This window comes from Enterobacter cloacae complex sp. P24RS (genome assembly GCF_014982165.1).
GTDB lineage: Bacteria > Pseudomonadota > Gammaproteobacteria > Enterobacterales > Enterobacteriaceae > Enterobacter > Enterobacter quasihormaechei.
In genome coordinates this window covers 16,079-34,105 of record NZ_JADCKU010000006.1, presented here as the reverse complement: position 1 = coordinate 34,105, position 18,027 = coordinate 16,079, and the positions used below count along the sequence as shown (strand labels likewise).

Annotated in this window: 13 protein-coding genes; 7 read left to right on the top strand and 6 right to left on the bottom strand. The window is 53.3% G+C overall.

Features of this window, described 5'->3' with window-relative positions; genetic code table 11:
* Positions 1–207: 207 nt before the first annotated feature.
* Positions 208–1,020, bottom strand: coding sequence for a sugar-phosphatase (gene yidA, locus INF58_RS07965; RefSeq protein WP_045308263.1), 813 nt, complete (start codon positions 1,018–1,020; stop codon positions 208–210).
* 113 nt (positions 1,021–1,133) lie between these two features.
* Positions 1,134–2,159, bottom strand: a complete 1,026-nt coding sequence (locus tag INF58_RS07960) for an NAD(P)-dependent alcohol dehydrogenase (protein ID WP_107534315.1) — start codon at positions 2,157–2,159, stop codon at positions 1,134–1,136.
* Positions 2,160–2,272: 113 nt separating this feature from the next.
* Between INF58_RS07960 and INF58_RS07955 the strand changes: the two genes are divergently transcribed.
* Complete coding sequence (locus tag INF58_RS07955; protein WP_193527464.1) at positions 2,273–3,208, top strand: LysR family transcriptional regulator; 936 nt, start codon at positions 2,273–2,275, stop codon at positions 3,206–3,208.
* 33 nt (positions 3,209–3,241) lie between these two features.
* Here the strand turns inward: INF58_RS07955 and gyrB are convergent, their stop codons facing one another.
* Genes gyrB through dnaA form a run of 4 tightly spaced genes read right to left on the bottom strand, consistent with a single transcriptional unit; the run spans position 3,242 to position 9,254 of the window.
* A complete protein-coding gene (gene gyrB, locus INF58_RS07950; protein ID WP_063452049.1) occupies positions 3,242–5,653 on the bottom strand; it encodes a DNA topoisomerase (ATP-hydrolyzing) subunit B in 2,412 nt (803 codons plus the stop codon).
* A 28-nt stretch (positions 5,654–5,681) separates the two neighbouring features.
* Entirely contained in the window at positions 5,682–6,755 is a 1,074-nt protein-coding gene (gene recF / locus INF58_RS07945) for a DNA replication/repair protein RecF (RefSeq protein WP_059294145.1), read from the bottom strand.
* Entirely contained in the window at positions 6,755–7,855 is a 1,101-nt protein-coding gene (gene dnaN, locus INF58_RS07940; RefSeq protein WP_003861122.1) for a DNA polymerase III subunit beta, read from the bottom strand. Before dnaN ends, recF begins: the two co-directional genes overlap by 1 nt.
* A gap of 4 nt (positions 7,856–7,859) precedes the next feature.
* On the bottom strand, positions 7,860–9,254 hold the full coding sequence (dnaA, locus tag INF58_RS07935; protein ID WP_131637290.1) for a chromosomal replication initiator protein DnaA: 1,395 nt from the start codon (positions 9,252–9,254) through the stop codon (positions 7,860–7,862).
* Between the two features lie 637 nt (positions 9,255–9,891).
* Between dnaA and rpmH the strand changes: the two genes are divergently transcribed.
* The 6 genes from rpmH (at position 9,892) to INF58_RS07905 (ending at position 17,956) form a co-directional block, all read left to right on the top strand.
* Positions 9,892–10,032 carry a 50S ribosomal protein L34 gene (gene rpmH, locus INF58_RS07930; protein ID WP_000831330.1) on the top strand — a complete coding sequence of 47 codons (141 nt, stop codon included), beginning with the start codon at positions 9,892–9,894 and terminating at the stop codon, positions 10,030–10,032.
* A 16-nt stretch (positions 10,033–10,048) separates the two neighbouring features.
* A complete protein-coding gene (gene rnpA, locus INF58_RS07925; protein ID WP_006808764.1) occupies positions 10,049–10,408 on the top strand; it encodes a ribonuclease P protein component in 360 nt (119 codons plus the stop codon).
* On the top strand, positions 10,372–10,629 hold the full coding sequence (gene yidD / locus INF58_RS07920) for a membrane protein insertion efficiency factor YidD (protein ID WP_001307474.1): 258 nt from the start codon (positions 10,372–10,374) through the stop codon (positions 10,627–10,629). Before rnpA ends, yidD begins: the two co-directional genes overlap by 37 nt.
* A 2-nt stretch (positions 10,630–10,631) precedes the next feature.
* Entirely contained in the window at positions 10,632–12,275 is a 1,644-nt protein-coding gene (yidC, locus tag INF58_RS07915) for a membrane protein insertase YidC (protein ID WP_003861138.1), read from the top strand.
* Positions 12,276–12,347: 72 nt separating this feature from the next.
* A complete protein-coding gene (gene mnmE, locus INF58_RS07910; protein WP_006808762.1) occupies positions 12,348–13,712 on the top strand; it encodes a tRNA uridine-5-carboxymethylaminomethyl(34) synthesis GTPase MnmE in 1,365 nt (454 codons plus the stop codon).
* Between the two features lie 482 nt (positions 13,713–14,194).
* Positions 14,195–17,956 (top strand): hypothetical protein, encoded by a 3,762-nt coding sequence (locus INF58_RS07905; protein ID WP_193527463.1) that lies wholly within the window; start codon positions 14,195–14,197, stop codon positions 17,954–17,956.
* The last annotated feature ends 71 nt before the right edge of the window (positions 17,957–18,027 follow it).

Below are 18,027 nucleotides of genomic sequence, written 5' to 3'. Positions count from 1 at the left end.
GTAAGTCCATCACTACTTTACCGCGACCGCTGAATTTCGCCTCACTTTTGCAGTACAAACGTGAGGCCATTCGTCTTTGCCGTGGTGACAATGTAGTACAATCATTTAATGTTGTACTACAATCCAGATCACAAAAAGAACAATTCGATAAATTCAGGGCAAAAAAAAGCCCCGGTTGATAACCGGGGCTGATGATTTAAGCGTTTGTTACGACAGAACGAATTTCTCGATCGCCCAGGCAACGCCGTCTTCCAGGTTAGATTTGGTAACGAAGTTCGCCACGTCTTTTACCGACGGGATCGCGTTATCCATCGCCACGCCCATGCCTGCATACTCGATCATCGCAATATCATTTTCCTGGTCGCCCAGCGCCATGATCTCCTCAGGCTTAATGCCCAGCGCATCGGCAAGCGATTTCACGCCCGTGCCTTTATTGACGCGTTTATCAAGGATTTCGAGGAAGTACGGCGCGCTTTTCAGCACGGTGTATTTCTCTTTTACCTCAGCCGGAATACGTGAGATGGCTTTGTCGAGGATCGCGGGTTCGTCGATCATCATCACTTTCAGGAACTGGGTTGCCGGATCCATGTTTTCCGCTTCGCAGAATACCAGTGGAATGGTTGCAACGTAGGACTCGTGCACCGTGTAGTAGCTAATATCGCGGTTGGCGGTGTAAAGCGTATTACGATCGAGCGCGTGGAAGTGGGAGCCTACTTCGCGGGACAGTTTTTCCAGGAACAGGTAGTCATCATAGCTCAGTGCAGTTTGCGCCACCGTGCTGCCATCGGCTGCCTTTTGCACCAGCGCGCCGTTATAGGTGATGCAGTAATCGCCTGGCTGGTTCATGTGCAGCTCTTTCAGGTAGCTGTGCACCCCGGCATACGGGCGTCCGGTGGTGAGCACCACGTTCACGCCTTTTTCGCGTGCAGCGGCGATCGCGTTTTTAACGGCTGGAGAGATGGTGTGGTCCGGCAGCAGCAGCGTGCCGTCCATATCGATTGCAATGAGTTTGATGGCCATGAGGTCCCCGGGATAAATGAGTGCTACCTCATGCTAACGCGATTAAGCCCACAAAAATAGAGCTACTTTGCGCAACAAAAAGCCCCTTTTATGTTTATCCCGGGAACGGGAACTCACTCGCGGGTGAGAACAATTTTGCCAAACGCGCCGCGATCAAGATGTTCAAACGCCTGTTCCAGCTCGTCAAAGCGGTAGCGATGCTCAATCACCGGTTTTAAGCCAGTGACGTCAACCGCACGGACAAAATCTTCCAGCGCCCGACGGTGTCCAACCCCAATCCCCTGAATGACAGGGGATTTCAGCAACAGTTCGCTCGCGGGCAGCGAAATGTCTGTCCCGGCCAGCACGCCAATCACTGAGATACGCCCGTGAACGGCAACGGCGCGCAGGGAATGCTTCAGGTTCTCGCCTCCCACGGTTTCAATGATATGGTCAATGCCGCGATCCTGCGTGAGTACCAACGCATTTTCAGCCCAGTCGCCTTTCAGCCGATTAATGCCCTGGCTGGCGCCCAGTTTTTTGGCCAGCGCCAGTTTTTCATCACTCCCCGACGTGACAATCACCTCGGCGCCGTGCGCTTTTGCTATCTGCAAAGCGAATAGCGCCACGCCGCCCGTCCCCTGTACCAGTACCGATTGCCCGGCGCGTAAATGTCCGCGCTCCACCAGCGCGAACCATGCGGTAAGCCCTGCGCAAGGAAGCGTGCTGGCCTCAGCGTCATCCAGGCTTTCCGGGGAGGCCACCAGCGCGTTTTCACTCACAATCACATATTCAGCCAGCATGCCCTGGAAGTATCCACCGGACGTTTTGTAGGGCAAATCGCGCGCGTCTGCCTGCGGCTTGCCGTCGATCCACTCGGGGAAAAAGGTTGAGATGACGCGTGCGCCGGGTTTGAAGCGTGTCACCCCGTCGCCAATGCTGTCCACCACGCCCGCCATGTCAGACGCCGGGGTAAACGGGAAGGAAAGCGGAATCGGCATCGTGCCTTCGATAACCATTTTATCCCGGTAGTTGAGCGCAACGGCATTTACCCGTACGCGAACCTCACCCGGGCCTGGCTGTGGAACAGGCTCCTGAACAAGCTGAAGGCTCTCGCGCCCAAGGGCGTTCATTGACCAGCGCTGCATTGTTTCTGTCATTTTTTTCTCCTGTCATCAGATGATTTTCAGTTCTGACAGTCTACCGTTGACTCTGCGTCGCCAGTGGCGATAAGTTTTCCCACTATTGATGACCAAAAAGATACAATCAGTTCATGACCGATACGCTGAAAGATATTCCCGTTTTCGTTGCCTCCGTAGAAGCAGGAAGTTTTGCGCAGGCCGCCGTTCGTCTGAATTTGTCGCGCTCGGCGGTAGGAAAAAGTATTGCTCGTCTTGAAGAAAGGCTGGGGGTTCGTCTGTTTCATCGGACCACGCGCAGTCAGAGGCTGACCGATAACGGCGCGCTTTTTTATGAACGCTGCCTGCGCGCGCTGGAGGAGATTCGTGGCGCTGAATCGCTGCTTGAAACCGGAAAACATCAGGTCAGCGGCCGCCTGCGGGTTGCCATGCCGGTGCTGTTTGGTCGTCAGTGTATCGCCCCGCTGCTCACAGAGCTGACGCAGGAACACCCCGGACTTGAGCTTGAAATGTCCTTCAGCGACCGCATCGTGGATCTCGTGGAAGAAGGGTTTGATATGGCGGTGCGCAATGGCACCCTGGCTGACAGCGCCGTGCTGGTCGCCAGAAGGCTGGGTGAGCACCGAATGGTTCTGTGTGCCGCGCCGGATTATCTGCTTAAGAATGGCCAGCCGCAGGCCGTTGATGATTTACGCCAGCATACGGCCATTAACTACACGCGTGCGGGCAGAGTCTTACCCTGGCAGCTGATGGATTACGATGGCACGTCGCGCACGTTTATTCCCCGCTCATCACTCAATATGGATGATTTACAGGCGATCTGCGACGCGGCGCTGGCCGGCCACGGCCTTGCGTGGTTACCCTGCTGGATGGTCATCAAAGAAATTCAGCGGGGGAACCTTGTCCCGCTCTTAAATCAGGCCCCGGATGTACGCTTCGACGTTCATGCCGTCTGGCAGCAGACGCCGCACCTGCCGCTAAGGGTAAGAATTGCCATAGATAAGCTGGCGAGCCGTTTACCGGCAGTGATGTCGCTGGACCTTCCTGCTTCCATAAAAAAGCCGCGCTAAAGCGCGGCCAGTTATGTTGCCGTAAAGCGACGATTAAATATCGATATTCGCCGCCTTCAGGGCGTTCTCTTCGATGAACGCACGACGTGGTTCAACCGCATCGCCCATCAGGGTGGTGAACAGCTGATCCGCTGCAATCGCATCTTTAACGGTGACGCGCAGCATGCGACGGCTTTCCGGATCCATGGTAGTTTCCCACAGCTGATCCGGGTTCATTTCGCCCAGACCTTTATAACGCTGAATAGAGAGGCCACGACGGGACTCTTTCACCAGCCATTCCAGCGCCTGCTCGAAGCTGGCTACCGGCTGACGACGCTCGCCACGTTCGATAAACGCATCTTCTTCGATCAGACCGCGCAGCTTCTCGCCGAGGGTGCAGATACGGCGGTATTCCGGACCGGTCACAAATTCGTGCTCCAGCGGGTAGTCGGTATCGACGCCGTGGGTACGCACGCGCACGATCGGCTCGAACTGCTGCTCAGCGTTCTGCTGAACGTCGAATTTCCACTGGCTGCCGTGCTGCTCTTTCTCGTTCAGCTCGCTCACCAGGGTATTCACCCAGCGGGTTACGGCCTGCTCGCTGCTCAGATCGGCTTCGGTCAGGGTAGGCTGGTAAATCAGCTCTTTCAGCAGCGCTTTCGGATAGCGGCGCTCCATGCGGCCAATCATTTTCTGCGTGGCGTTGAACTCGGAGACCAGACGCTCCAGCGGCTCGCCGGCCAGCGCTGGCGCGCTGGAGTTCGCGTGCAGGGTCGCGCCGTCAAGGGCGATCGCGATTTGGTACTGATCCATCGCCTCGTCATCCTTAATGTACTGTTCCTGTTTGCCTTTTTTCACCTTGTACAGCGGTGGCTGCGCAATGTAGACGTGGCCGCGCTCAACGATTTCCGGCATCTGACGATAGAAGAAGGTCAACAGCAGCGTACGGATGTGCGAGCCGTCGACGTCCGCATCGGTCATGATGATGATGCTGTGATAGCGCAGCTTGTCCGGGTTGTACTCGTCGCGCCCAATGCCGCAGCCGAGCGCGGTGATGAGCGTCGCCACTTCCTGAGAAGAGAGCATCTTGTCGAAGCGTGCTTTCTCAACGTTAAGGATTTTACCCTTCAGCGGCAGGATCGCCTGGTTCTTACGGTTACGGCCCTGTTTCGCAGAACCGCCCGCGGAGTCCCCTTCCACGAGGTACAGTTCAGACAGCGCCGGGTCGCGTTCCTGGCAGTCAGCCAGCTTGCCCGGCAGGCCTGCCAGGTCCAGCGCGCCTTTACGACGGGTCATTTCACGGGCTTTACGCGCCGCTTCACGGGCACGTGCCGCATCAATAATTTTGCCCACCACGATTTTCGCGTCGGACGGGTTTTCCAGCAGGTATTCGCTCAGCAGTTCGTTCATCTGCTGCTCAACCGCCGATTTCACCTCAGAAGAGACCAGCTTGTCTTTGGTCTGAGAGGAGAACTTCGGATCCGGCACCTTCACGGAAACCACGGCAATCAGGCCTTCACGGGCATCGTCGCCGGTGGCGCTGACTTTCGCTTTTTTGCTGTAGCCTTCTTTGTCCATGTAGGCGTTCAGGGTACGGGTCATCGCCGCGCGGAAGCCCGCAAGGTGAGTACCGCCGTCGCGCTGCGGAATGTTGTTGGTAAAGCAGTAAATGTTTTCCTGGAAACCGTCGTTCCACTGCAATGCCACTTCAACGCCGATACCGTCTTTTTCGGTAGAGAAGTAGAAGATATTCGGGTGAATTGGCGTTTTGTTCTTGTTCAGATACTCAACGAACGCCTTGATACCGCCTTCGTAGTGGAAGTGGTCTTCTTTGTTGTCGCGTTTGTCGCGCAGACGAATCGACACGCCGGAGTTCAGGAACGACAGTTCGCGCAGGCGTTTCGCCAGGATGTCGTACTCAAACTCGGTAACGTTGGTGAAAGTTTCGAGGCTCGGCCAGAAACGCACCATGGTACCGGTTTTATCGGTATCACCCGTCACGGCCAGCGGAGCGTCAGGCACGCCGTGCTGGTAGATCTGACGGTGAATTTTGCCTTCGCGCTGGATAACCAGCTCCAGCTTCTGCGACAGGGCGTTTACCACGGAAACGCCTACGCCGTGCAGACCGCCGGAAACCTTATAGGAGTTATCATCGAACTTACCGCCTGCGTGCAGCACGGTCATGATCACTTCCGCAGCCGATACGCCCTCTTCCGGGTGAATACCGGTTGGGATGCCACGACCGTCATCGGTAACGGACACGGAGTTGTCCGCATGGATCGTGACCACGATGTCTTTACAGTGACCCGCGAGCGCTTCGTCGATAGCGTTATCTACCACCTCGAATACCATGTGGTGCAGACCGGTGCCGTCATCCGTGTCGCCGATATACATACCCGGGCGCTTACGCACCGCATCCAGCCCTTTCAGGACTTTGATACTGGAGGAGTCATAAGAATTCGACATCAACGTTTCTCGCTCATTTCAACTTGGGTTAATCCGTTATTTTACCCTTTTCCACGGTAAACATCTTCGAATTTTCGTCCGACATGTCCATAACGTGTTCAGCGCTAATGGCGCTGACGAAAACCTGCGACTGCGTGGCTTTTAAGCGGCTGGCAAGCAGCCCACGCCGCGCGTCGTCAAGTTCCGAGGCAAAATCATCTATCAGGTACAGGCAGCGTCGCCCGCTTTCGCGGGTGAGGAACTCCCCCTGCGCCAGGCGCAGCGCGCACATCAGGAGCTTCAGCTGCCCGCGCGACAGCGTATCTTCCACCGGCGCACCGTCGGCACGAATGCGGAAATCCGCCTTGTGCGGGCCGTGCGCGGTATAGGTCAACATGCGGTCGCGCTCGAAGCTTCTCTCTAACACCTCGGCATAATCCGTCTCTTTCTCCCAGCCGCGCTGGAAGGAGAAGGTGAGAGAGAACTCGGGTAAAAACTGTTTGCAGGTGTCGGCCATGTCTTCGGCGATACCTGCGCTGTATTCGGCACGCCAGCGGCTGATCTGTTCCGCGAGAGGGATGAGTTCCATGTCCCACGGACGCAGCTGGGCGTAGCGCGTGACCTGGCGCAACGCGGCGTTACGCTGTTTAAGCAGACGCTTCAGGTTGCTCCAGGCGTTAAAGAAACCGGCTTCATTGTGAAAGCATCCCCAGTCGAGGAACGCTCTTCTGTATTTGGGGCCGCCATTGAGTAAAGTAAACCCCTCGGGCGTAATCAGCTGCATTGGCATCAGTAGCGCCAGCTCTGCCACCTTGTGGCCATCGGTGCCGTCGATGCGGACCTTGCTGTCGCCCTGCTTGTCTTTGGTCAGGCCGATGGCGGTTTCCCGCTCTGCGCCCTGCAAACGCCCGTGCAGAACAAAAGAGTCCTGCTCGTGGCGAATCACGCGACCAATCTGCAAACTGCGAAACGCCCGGCCATGGCCGAGCGTATAGATGGCTTCCAGCACGCTGGTTTTGCCGCTGCCGTTCGCGCCAACCAGGAAGTTAAAGCCGGGGGATAAAGCGAGATCCGCGCTTTCGATATTGCGAAAGTCGCGGATCAACAGACGGGTGAGCGACATTACAGTCTCATTGGCATGACAACATAAGCCGCGCTTTGGCTGGCCGCATCTTCAATCTGTACGCTCGAAACGGAGTCGGTCAGCAGAATGCGCACATTCTCGCATTTCAGTGCATTGAGCACATCCAGCACGTAGCTGACGTTGAAGCCGATTTCCATCTCAGCCCCGGCGTAGGTGACGTCCAGAATCTCTTCTGCCTCTTCCTGCTCCGGGTTGTTGGCGGTGATTTTGATCTGGTTTTCACTCACGTACAGACGTACGCCGCGGAATTTCTCGTTAGAGAGAATGGCCGCGCGGGCAAACGCCTGCTTGAGGATATCGCAGCCCGCTTCCAGCGTTTTGTCCGGGTTCTTCGGCAATACGCGGCGATAATCCGGGAAACGGCCATCAACCAGCTTCGACGTAAAGACAAAATCACCCACGTGGGCACGGATGTTATTGCTGCCAATCTGCACCCGCAGCGGCGTGTCACCGCCGTCGAGCATACGCATCAGTTCAATCACGCCTTTACGCGGCACGATCACCGAATGGTTCGGCAGCGAGTCGCCAATCGGCATGGAACAGACCGCCAGACGGTGGCCGTCGGTGGCCACGGTACGCAGCTCTTCACCTTCGGTTTCGAACAGCATGCCGTTTAAGTAGTAACGAACGTCCTGATGCGCCATGGAGAACTGCGTGGCTTCAATCAGACGCTTCATCGTCGCCTGCGGCAGGGTAAATTCAACTTCGCTCTGCCAGTCGTCCAGGTTCGGGAAATCCGCAGCGGGCAGCGTGGAAAGGGAGAAACGGCTGCGGCCAGAGCGCACCAGCATGCGGTCGCCCTCCAGCTGCACGGCGATTTCAGCGCCTTCCGGCAACCCTCGGCAGATATCAAAGAATTTACGTGCCGGAACCGTGGTCGCGCCCGCGTCGTGCGGCTGAGTCAGCGTAACGCGCGCGATCATTTCCATTTCCAGATCTGTGCCGGTCAGCGACAGCGTACCGTCCGCGACCTGAAGCAGCAGGTTTCCAAGAATAGGCAGCGTTGGGCGGCCGCCTAACGGGCCACTCACCTGTTGCAGCGGTTTTAATAAATGTTCACGTTCAACGGTAAATTTCATAGCGTCACGATGATAATGTTCTGATTAAATTGGAAAAATCTTCTTTTATGTCGTGGCTTTCTTCGCGTAACTGCTCAATCTTGCGACAAGCGTGCAGCACGGTCGTATGGTCACGGCCACCAAACGCATCGCCGATTTCCGGCAGGCTGTGGTTGGTTAGCTCTTTTGCCAGCGCCATCGCCATCTGACGCGGACGCGCCACCGAGCGGGAACGACGTTTAGACAGTAAATCTGCCACTTTGATCTTGTAGTACTCAGCCACCGTCTTTTGAATATTGTCGATAGTGACCAGTTTTTCCTGCAATGCCAACAAATCGCGCAGCGCTTCACGCACAAAATCGATGGTGATCGCACGACCGGTGAAATTGGCGTTAGCGATAACGCGGTTCAGCGCCCCCTCCAGTTCACGAACGTTGGAGCGCAGGCGCTTGGCAATAAAGAACGCCACTTCGCCCGGCAGGCGAATGTCGTTCTCGTCGGCTTTTTTCATCAGGATCGCGACGCGGGTTTCCAGCTCCGGTGGCTCGATCGCCACGGTCAGGCCCCAGCCGAAGCGGGATTTCAGACGATCTTCAACGCCGTTGATCTCTTTAGGATAACGATCTGAGGTCAAAATGATCTGCTGATTGCCTTCCAGCAGGGCGTTAAAGGTGTGGAAAAACTCTTCCTGCGATCGTTCTTTATTGGCAAAGAACTGAATGTCATCGATCAGCAGCGCATCAACGGAACGGTAGTAGCGTTTAAACTCTTCGATCGCATTGTTTTGCAGGGCTTTTACCATGTCCTGAACGAAGCGCTCGGAGTGCATATACACCACTTTCGCATTCGGCTTACGCGCCATAATGCCGTTACCCACCGCGTGCAGAAGGTGCGTTTTACCGAGACCCGTGCCGCCATAAAGAAACAGCGGGTTATACGCGCCACCGGGGTTATCAGCTACCTGGCGAGCCGCCGCGCGCGCCAGCTGGTTCGACTTACCTTCAACGAAGTTATCGAACGTGTGCTTCACGTTCACGTTAGAGCGGTAGGTTGGCTCTGCGGGGGCCGGAACGTTATCCCAGCCCTGACGAGCCGGTGCAACGCGGGGCGCTGGAACGGGCGCCGCCTGTGCAGGGGCTGCCACATTGACAACTTCACGAACGGTTTGGGTGACCGGCTTTGTGCCCACTTCAAAACGCAGCTGTGGGGCATCTGACCCGCAAAAATCGTTCAGCAGTCCATTGATGTTATTAAGGTATTTATCCCTTACCCAATCGAGCACGAAACGGTTTGGCGCATACAAAGCCAGCGTGTTATCGCTCAGTTCCGCCTGCAACGGGCGGATCCACATACTGAATTCTGTGGCTGGTAACTCATCCTGCAATCGGGCAAGACACTGCTGCCAAAGCGAAAGTGACACGGCGGACTCCACTCGAACAATAAAAGAAAACTATTGAATATTCATGATTGTTGGCGCACATCGACATGACCCCATCAGGGTGATGTGCGAACCGCTATCTGCGGTTATACACGCTATCGTTGATACAACCTGAACGATGTTGTGTTTATGTCCGACCAGGATCGCTGGATCCCGATCGGGACCGCGGATCATAGCCTAAACTGAGCCAGAGATCTTCTGTTTCTCACAGATTCTTCCCGATTTATCCACAGGATGATCCGGAATCGGGTAAGTGTAAACGATCCTGACGCGAGTGCCTCGCGATTTAGCCCGCATATTGGAAAATTTAATGAGCACAGACGATTTTTGGCTTAAATGATCTAACGAAGATCCGGGACGATCCTTGCGCTTTGTGGATGACTCCGTATAATCCTCGACCCGGCGCGTGATGCTCATCTTCCTGCGTCGTCCGTTGCTCATTTTCCACGCGAAATCGTGCGGAAATACGCGGGAAATAAGGAAAGAGAATTGACTCCGGAGTGTACAATTATTACAATCCGGCCTCTTTAATCACCCACGGCTTCGGCGTCCGTCATTCGAAACTCGGTCGGGCATCCGCAAAAGTCATGAATTTTTTCAAGTTTAGGTAGAAATCGCCATGAAACGCACTTTTCAACCGTCTGTACTGAAGCGCAACCGTTCTCACGGCTTCCGTGCTCGTATGGCTACTAAAAATGGTCGTCAGGTTCTGGCACGTCGTCGTGCTAAAGGCCGCGCTCGTCTGACCGTTTCCAAGTAATAAAGCTAACCCCTGAGTGGTTAAGCTCGCATTTCCCAGGGAGTTACGTTTGTTAACTCCCACTCATTTCACTTTCGTCTTCCAGCAGCCATTACGGGCTGGCACGCCGCAAATCACCATCCTCGGCCGCCAAAATTCGCTGGGGCATCCCCGTATCGGTCTCACAGTCGCCAAGAAAAACGTTAAGCGTGCGCATGAACGCAACCGGATTAAACGTCTGACGCGTGAAAGCTTCCGTTTACGTCAGCACGAACTGCCTTCTATGGATTTCGTGGTGGTGGCTAAAAAAGGGGTTGCCGACCTCGATAACCGTGCTCTCTCGGAAGCGTTGGAAAAATTATGGCGCCGCCACTGTCGCCTGGCTCGCGGGTCCTGATAGCCCTTATCAGGGTCTATCAACGCCTGATTAGTCCGCTACTCGGGCCACATTGCCGTTTCACCCCTACCTGCTCAAGCTACGGAATTGAGGCATTGCGCAGGTTTGGAGTGATAAAAGGCAGTTGGTTGACGGTGAAACGCGTATTAAAATGCCACCCTTTACACCCAGGTGGAGACGACCCCGTCCCTCCAGGACCCTTTGATACCAGAGAACACTAACGATGGATTCGCAACGCAATCTTCTTATCATCGCTTTGTTGTTCGTGTCTTTCATGATCTGGCAGGCATGGGAGCAGGATAAAAATCCTCAACCCCAGCAGCAGACCACGCAGACCACGACCACCGCAGCGGGTAGCGCCGCCGACCAGGGCGTACCGGCCAGTGGCCAGGGGAAACAGATTACGGTTAAGACCGATGTGCTTGAGCTGACTATCAACACCCGTGGTGGTGATGTTGAGCAGGCGCTGCTGTTGACCTACCCGAAAGAGCTGAAGTCTACCGAACCGTTCCAGTTACTGGAAACCACGCCTGAATTTATCTACCAGGCACAGAGCGGCCTGACCGGTCGTGATGGCCCGGATAACCCGGCTAACGGTGCGCGTCCACTGTATAACGTCGAGAACGACACGTTTGTGCTGGCTGATGGTCAGAACGAACTGGTTATTCCGATGACCTACACCGACGCGGCAGGCAACACCTTCACCAAAACCTTCACCCTGAAACGCGGTGAGTATGCGGTGAACGTGGGCTACAGCGTACAGAACGCCGGTGCGAAACCGCTGGAAATCTCTACCTTTGGTCAGTTGAAGCAGTCCATCAATCTGCCGTCTCACCGTGACACCGGAAGCAGCAACTTTGCGCTGCATACCTTCCGTGGCGCGGCATACTCCACGCCAGATACCAAGTACGAGAAATACAAATTCGACACCATTGCCGATAACGAAAACCTGAACGTCAGCTCTAAAGGCGGCTGGGTCGCAATGCTGCAACAGTATTTCGCGACGGCGTGGGTACCGAACAACGACGGTACGAATAACTTCTACACCGCGAACCTCGGCAACGGTATTGCAGCCATCGGCTACAAATCTCAGCCGGTTCTGGTACAGCCGGGTCAAACCGGTAAGCTGGCAAGCACCCTGTGGGTCGGTCCGGAAATCCAGGACAAAATGGCTGCCGTTGCGCCGCACCTGGATCTGACCGTTGATTACGGTTGGTTGTGGTTCATCTCTCAGCCGCTGTTTAAGCTGCTGAAGTTCATCCACAGCTTCCTGGGTAACTGGGGCTTCTCCATCATCGTTATCACCTTTATCGTTCGTGGCATCATGTACCCGCTGACGAAAGCGCAGTACACCTCCATGGCGAAGATGCGTATGCTACAGCCGAAGATTCAGGCTATGCGTGAGCGTCTGGGCGATGACAAGCAGCGTCAAAGCCAGGAGATGATGGCCCTGTATAAAGCAGAGAAAGTAAACCCACTGGGTGGTTGCTTCCCGCTGCTGATTCAGATGCCAATCTTCCTTGCGCTGTACTACATGCTGATGGGTTCCGTTGAGCTGCGCCACGCGCCGTTCGCCCTGTGGATCCATGACCTGTCCGCACAGGACCCGTACTACATCCTGCCGATCCTGATGGGCGTGACGATGTTCTTCATCCAGAAGATGTCTCCGACCACCGTGACCGACCCGATGCAGCAGAAGATCATGACCTTTATGCCGGTCATCTTCACCGTGTTCTTCCTGTGGTTCCCGTCAGGTCTGGTGCTGTACTATATCGTCAGCAACCTGGTGACCATCATCCAGCAGCAGCTGATTTACCGTGGTCTGGAAAAACGTGGTCTGCATAGCCGCGAAAAGAAAAAGTCCTGATTCGGTAAGTTAACGCTAAAATAAGGGCGGTCGATTGACCGCCTTTTTTATTTGTATTGAACGAGAGCAACCATGAGCCATAACGACACTATCGTCGCCCAGGCAACCCCACCGGGACGCGGTGGTGTAGGCATTCTGCGTATCTCCGGCCTGAAGGCGCGTGAGGTGGCCGAAGCGGTGCTGGGTAAACTGCCAAAGCCGCGCTACGCTGATTATCTGCCGTTTAAAGATGCCGACGGCACCCCGCTGGACCAGGGCATCGCGCTGTGGTTCCCCGGCCCGAACTCCTTTACCGGCGAAGACGTGCTGGAACTTCAGGGCCACGGCGGTCCGGTGATCCTCGACCTGCTGTTAAAACGTATTCTGACCCTGCCTGGCCTGCGCATTGCGAAGCCGGGCGAATTCTCCGAGCGTGCGTTCCTGAACGACAAGCTCGACCTGGCGCAGGCTGAAGCGATTGCTGACCTGATCGACGCCAGCTCCGAACAGGCGGCCCGCTCCGCGCTGAACTCGTTGCAGGGCGCATTTTCCGCACGCGTAAATCATCTTGTGGAAGCACTTACTCATCTGCGAATCTATGTCGAAGCGGCTATCGACTTCCCGGACGAGGAGATCGACTTCCTTTCTGACGGCAAAATCGAAGCCCAGCTGAACCAGGTGATGAACGATCTGGATGCCGTCCGCGCCGAAGCGCGCCAGGGCAGCCTGCTGCGTGAAGGCATGAAGGTGGTCATTGCCGGACGCCCCAACGCCGGGAAATCGAGCCTGCTGAACGCCCTGGCGGGCCGTGAAGCGGCAATCGTGACCGACATCGCCGGCACCACCCGTGACGTGCTGCGCGAGCATATCCATATCGACGGCATGCCGCTGCACATCATCGATACCGCCGGCCTGCGCGATGCGAGCGATGAAGTCGAGCGTATCGGCATCGAACGCGCCTGGCAGGAGATTGAGCAAGCCGATCGCGTGCTGTTTATGGTAGACGGCACCACGACCGACGCCGTAGACCCGGCAGAGATTTGGCCGGACTTTATCGCCCGACTGCCGGCTAAACTGCCGATCACCGTAGTGCGCAACAAGGCAGACGTGACCGGCGAAACGCTTGGCATCAGCGATGTGAATGGTCACTCACTTATTCGCCTGTCGGCCCGTACCGGGGAAGGCGTGGAAGACTTGCGTAACCATCTCAAACAGAGCATGGGCTTCGACACCAGCATGGAGGGTGGCTTCCTGGCGCGTCGTCGTCACTTGCAGGCGCTGGAAGAGGCGGCTCGCCACCTTGAGCAGGGCAAAGCCCAGCTGATCGGCGCGTGGGCCGGTGAGCTGCTGGCGGAGGAACTGCGACTGGCGCAGCAGAATCTGAGCGAGATTACCGGAGAGTTTACGTCGGACGATTTGTTGGGAAGGATCTTTTCGAGCTTCTGTATTGGCAAGTAAGTTTTAGTCCATCCTCGTCCGTGAACGTTCACTAACCCGCATTAACTACCTGTTAATGCGGGTTTTTACTTTCCGTACTCGTCCATAGTCGTACGGATTCATCCGCGATTCTTGTGTCCTGAATTGTGCCCATCTTTAAATCCCCCGTGTGCCATTGTTTATTTTTTGCGCTAAAAATCACATCAAATGGACACAAAATCTCGGACGCTCAGGTATTGTTCAGCGCAGCATGCTTTTCCCAATCACGCGCCATAAAATTGAGTAGAGAGTAATTATGTTGAACTTAAATACTCATGGAAAAACTCGTCCTGCCGGCTGGTAGCAATTTTAAAAGAGGACATGATCGTCTCGTACGAAAAGGTACTATTTCAAAAATGATAAGCTGTATAATTAACCACTTAGGTCAAGTTGATTACATCTGAGACCACTCTGGTAATACGAAGAACCAGCCAGTAGGCACGTTCCAAAAGGAGCCTTCCATTATGCGCATCACCGCAACTCATCTAATCCAATGGTCAGACAAGCGTGAAGCACAAGGAATGCTTCCGATCCTGGTAAGGCGGCTTATATCTGTTACATCACGTATTACGGCAATTACCATGCCAGGTGGCGATTCTGTGAATGTTCCTGGCTGGGATGGTGTTGTCGATGTTGCGCAAGGAAATCCCTGGGTTCCAGATGGGCTCAGCTACTGGGAGCTAGGCACCTCAAAAGATCCGGCATCCAAAGCCAACAGCGATTTTGAAAAGCGTCTGGAACAGATTTCATCTGCTCAAAAAGCACAAGCAACCTTTGTTTTTGTAACACCTCGTCGCTGGCCAGGCAAAAGTACTTGGCAGGAACAGGCAAGGAAAAAAAATGCCTGGGCGGATGTACTAGTTTGGGATGCTGATGATCTGGAAGCATGGCTGGAAACCTCTCCAGCGACCAGTTTATGGCTAGGCATGCAGCTTGATATTGCCGGTCATGGCATTGAAGCAGTAGAAAACTACTGGGAGCACTGGAAAAATCAATCCTGCCCCGCAATTACTGCACCTGCGCTATTTCATGGTAGAGAGCAGTCAAAGCTTACGTTACAAAACAATATTAATCAGCATGACCCGTTGATAACTGTAATGGCTGACAGTCAGTCCGAAGCAGTTGCTTTCGTTTGCGCATTGTTGATTGAAGAAGGCCATTTCTTACGTGCTGCCTGTATAACTTCAGAACAAGGATGGCAGTTCATTGATGCTAATCCCGGCATTGAATTGGTGGTCATTACCAATAACCAGTTGAGCAAGCGACGAGCCCCACGCGAAGGTATGAGCTTAATAGTACCGATGGCATTTGGAGACCAGGCCTTCAATCTCATGGGAATTGGGTGCCAAGCAATAGATCAGAAAATAGTGGAACTTAGACGTCCGCAACCTGAAGAGTTTGAAAAATCCCTTTGCGAGCTTGGGATCGCATCCTCTGATGCCGCACGGTATACCCACTCACTGGGAAGGTCATGGACGGTTTTTCGTCGATGGCATGCGCAAAATCCTGTGTTCAAAAAACCAGATTGGATTGAAGGTGCCAACGCCAAAAATTTGTTGCTACTTACTCTCGTGGGTGCCTGGAATAGCGACTCCGAAGGGGACAGGGCTTGTGTTGAGCAGATTGCCAACCGCACCTACGAAGACATTGAAAATGAGCTATTAAGTTTAGCTGCGCTTGATGATGCACCAGTCGTAAAAATAGGTTCTCTCTGGAAAGCGAAAGCGCCAATGGAGCTATTACATCTAATGGCCCCCAAACTAACGAACACCATTCTGGCAAGATTCTTTCAGGTAGCTCGAGCTATATTTGAACAACCGGATCCTGTGCTGGAACTGGAAGAGGACAAACGATGGATGGCCTCAATCTATGGCAAAGTTCGCGAACAATCCGGTGTTGTTTTGGAGGCTATGGCGGAATCAATTGCCAAACTCGGCTATTTTTCAGACAATTTTCAGCATGTTGTTATTGGCAATTCTGTACGAGGCTTTATTACTCAACTCCTGGAAGATGCCAATGAAGAACGTTGGCTCTCCGTTTCATCCTTTCTTCGAGCGCTAGCAGAAGCGGCTCCTGATGAGTTTCTGAACGCCGCTCAAAACAGTTTGCATAGCCCTGATAAACCAGTCACTCGCCTGATTACGGAAACAACATCATCAGGTATATCAGGCCGCTGCTGGCATGCCAACCTACTTTGGGCTTTGGAATTGCTGGCATGGTATCCCGCCAGACTCGGACGAGTTGCGAATATCCTTGCGGAACTATCAAATATAGAAATAAAGGGGAATTGGGGTAATACACCATTTAATACCCTGGTTTCCTTTTTTCGCTCTTGGTATCCACAAACAGCCGCGTCCGTCGATATAAGACTCCGAGTGCTCAGAAATGTCGTCGACAAATATCCCGAAGTAGCCTGGAAACTTTTGTTGGCCCTACTACCCAACCGACATGATATGGTTTCACCCAATGCAAAACCTCGCTGGCGTGACGATGATGCGGGTACCAACGAGAGCATCACCTATGGTGAGATTCAACGCTTCATACTACCTGTTGCAGATTTATTGTTAGAGAAAGCTCAGGACAATGCCCAACATATCGCTGATCTTGTCCCGAAAATAAATGATATGGATACCAATTTCAGAGAAAAGGTAATAGAACTGGTAGGTAAAGCTACAACTTTACCCGATGATCAGCGAGAAACAGTTCGCACTGCCGTCAGACAATTTCTGAACTGGGAAAACTCTTTTAACCAAGACGGTGATAAACACGATCGATATTCAGCTGATGTGTTGAGACCATTTTTTGACAAGCTAGCTGCGGATGATCTGGTCGTCAGGCATTCATGGATTTTCTCCAATGGATGGATTGAACTCCCAGACGGGCATGAAGAAGATCATGAAAAAGCGAACAAGACAAGAAATGCATTGTGCACCTTCGCCCTTCGAGAAATATTCCAAGCATTGGGTTGGTCTGGTATTCATAGACTAGCTAAACGTTGTGGAGATCCGCGACTTGTTGGCTGGGAGCTTATTAAAGAACCATTCGAACGTGAAGAAATGGCGGAATGGCTGTGTCAATGGTATCTGGAGGCATCACAGGGTTCATCGTTATATGATTCACTGACCAGCGGTGTACTTCATGCGCTACCTCAAGCAGAACTCCTTGATTTCCTCGATACATGCTTATCTCAACTCGAGCAAAAATCCGCCTCTTCCGAAAAGATGGCTGGTTTCATGGTAAATGCTCCGCAAGGAATGAGCTTGTGGCAACTTATTGAAAATCAATATCAAATGCTTCTCGATCATTTCTGGTTGAATGTTCGACCGTCTTATTTCCAGTCGAATAAGGAGCAATTGCTCTTTTGCATCGAAAAACTACTTGCCGCAGGAAGGCCGCGAACAGCTATAAATGCTATGGGAGATCGTTCTAGTGACTTACCAGGGGAATCGCTAATCTTGATTCTAAAAGGCATCGCTGCTGGCCAAGAAGAAGATGCCGAATTCCCTCGTTCATGGCACATTTCTCGTATATTCAAGGCGCTTACTGACGCAGGATACAATCCTGCAGAAATGGTAAGTCTGGAGTTCATTTACTATCCACTGCTTAAAAGAGACGAATATGGCGCACCATATTTAATGGCTGAAATACTGGGTAATCCGGATTTTTTTATAGAGCTCATCTGTCTCGCTTACAAACCTCATAATACAGCACGCGAACCTTTACCTGAGCATCTACAAACAGCAGCTCGAACAGCCAGTAGACTACTCCACGAAGAACGCGGCGTTCCCGGTATGAACCACAATGGAGAAATAAATAGTGAGTTATTTTTCTCGTGGATCAACAGAGTTCGAGAGTTGGCAAAAGAAAACGATCGGGAGGTTGTCACGGACCTGACTATGGGAGCCTGGTTTTCTGACTGGCCTTTAAATAAAAATGTTGAATGTTGGCCACACCCAATCATTGCCGATTTATTGGATCAGGATGAATGCAAAGACATTAGGCGAGGTTTTAAAACCGGAGTTCATAACACTCGAGGTGTCACTACCCGTATGCCATATGACGGTGGAACGCAAGAACGACAGGTTTCGGAAAAATTCAGATACTTAGCGAACCATTGGAAGGATACTAAACCTAACGTTGCCATCATGATCGAAGCTCTTGCAAAATCTTACGAGTATGAAGCGCAGATGCATGATGAAGATGGTTTATGGAATCAAGAATCATGAAAATCCAAACTAAACAAATGATTACTGAAAAAAACGATCTATCAGTAGAACATCAGAATGGGGTTAAAAAA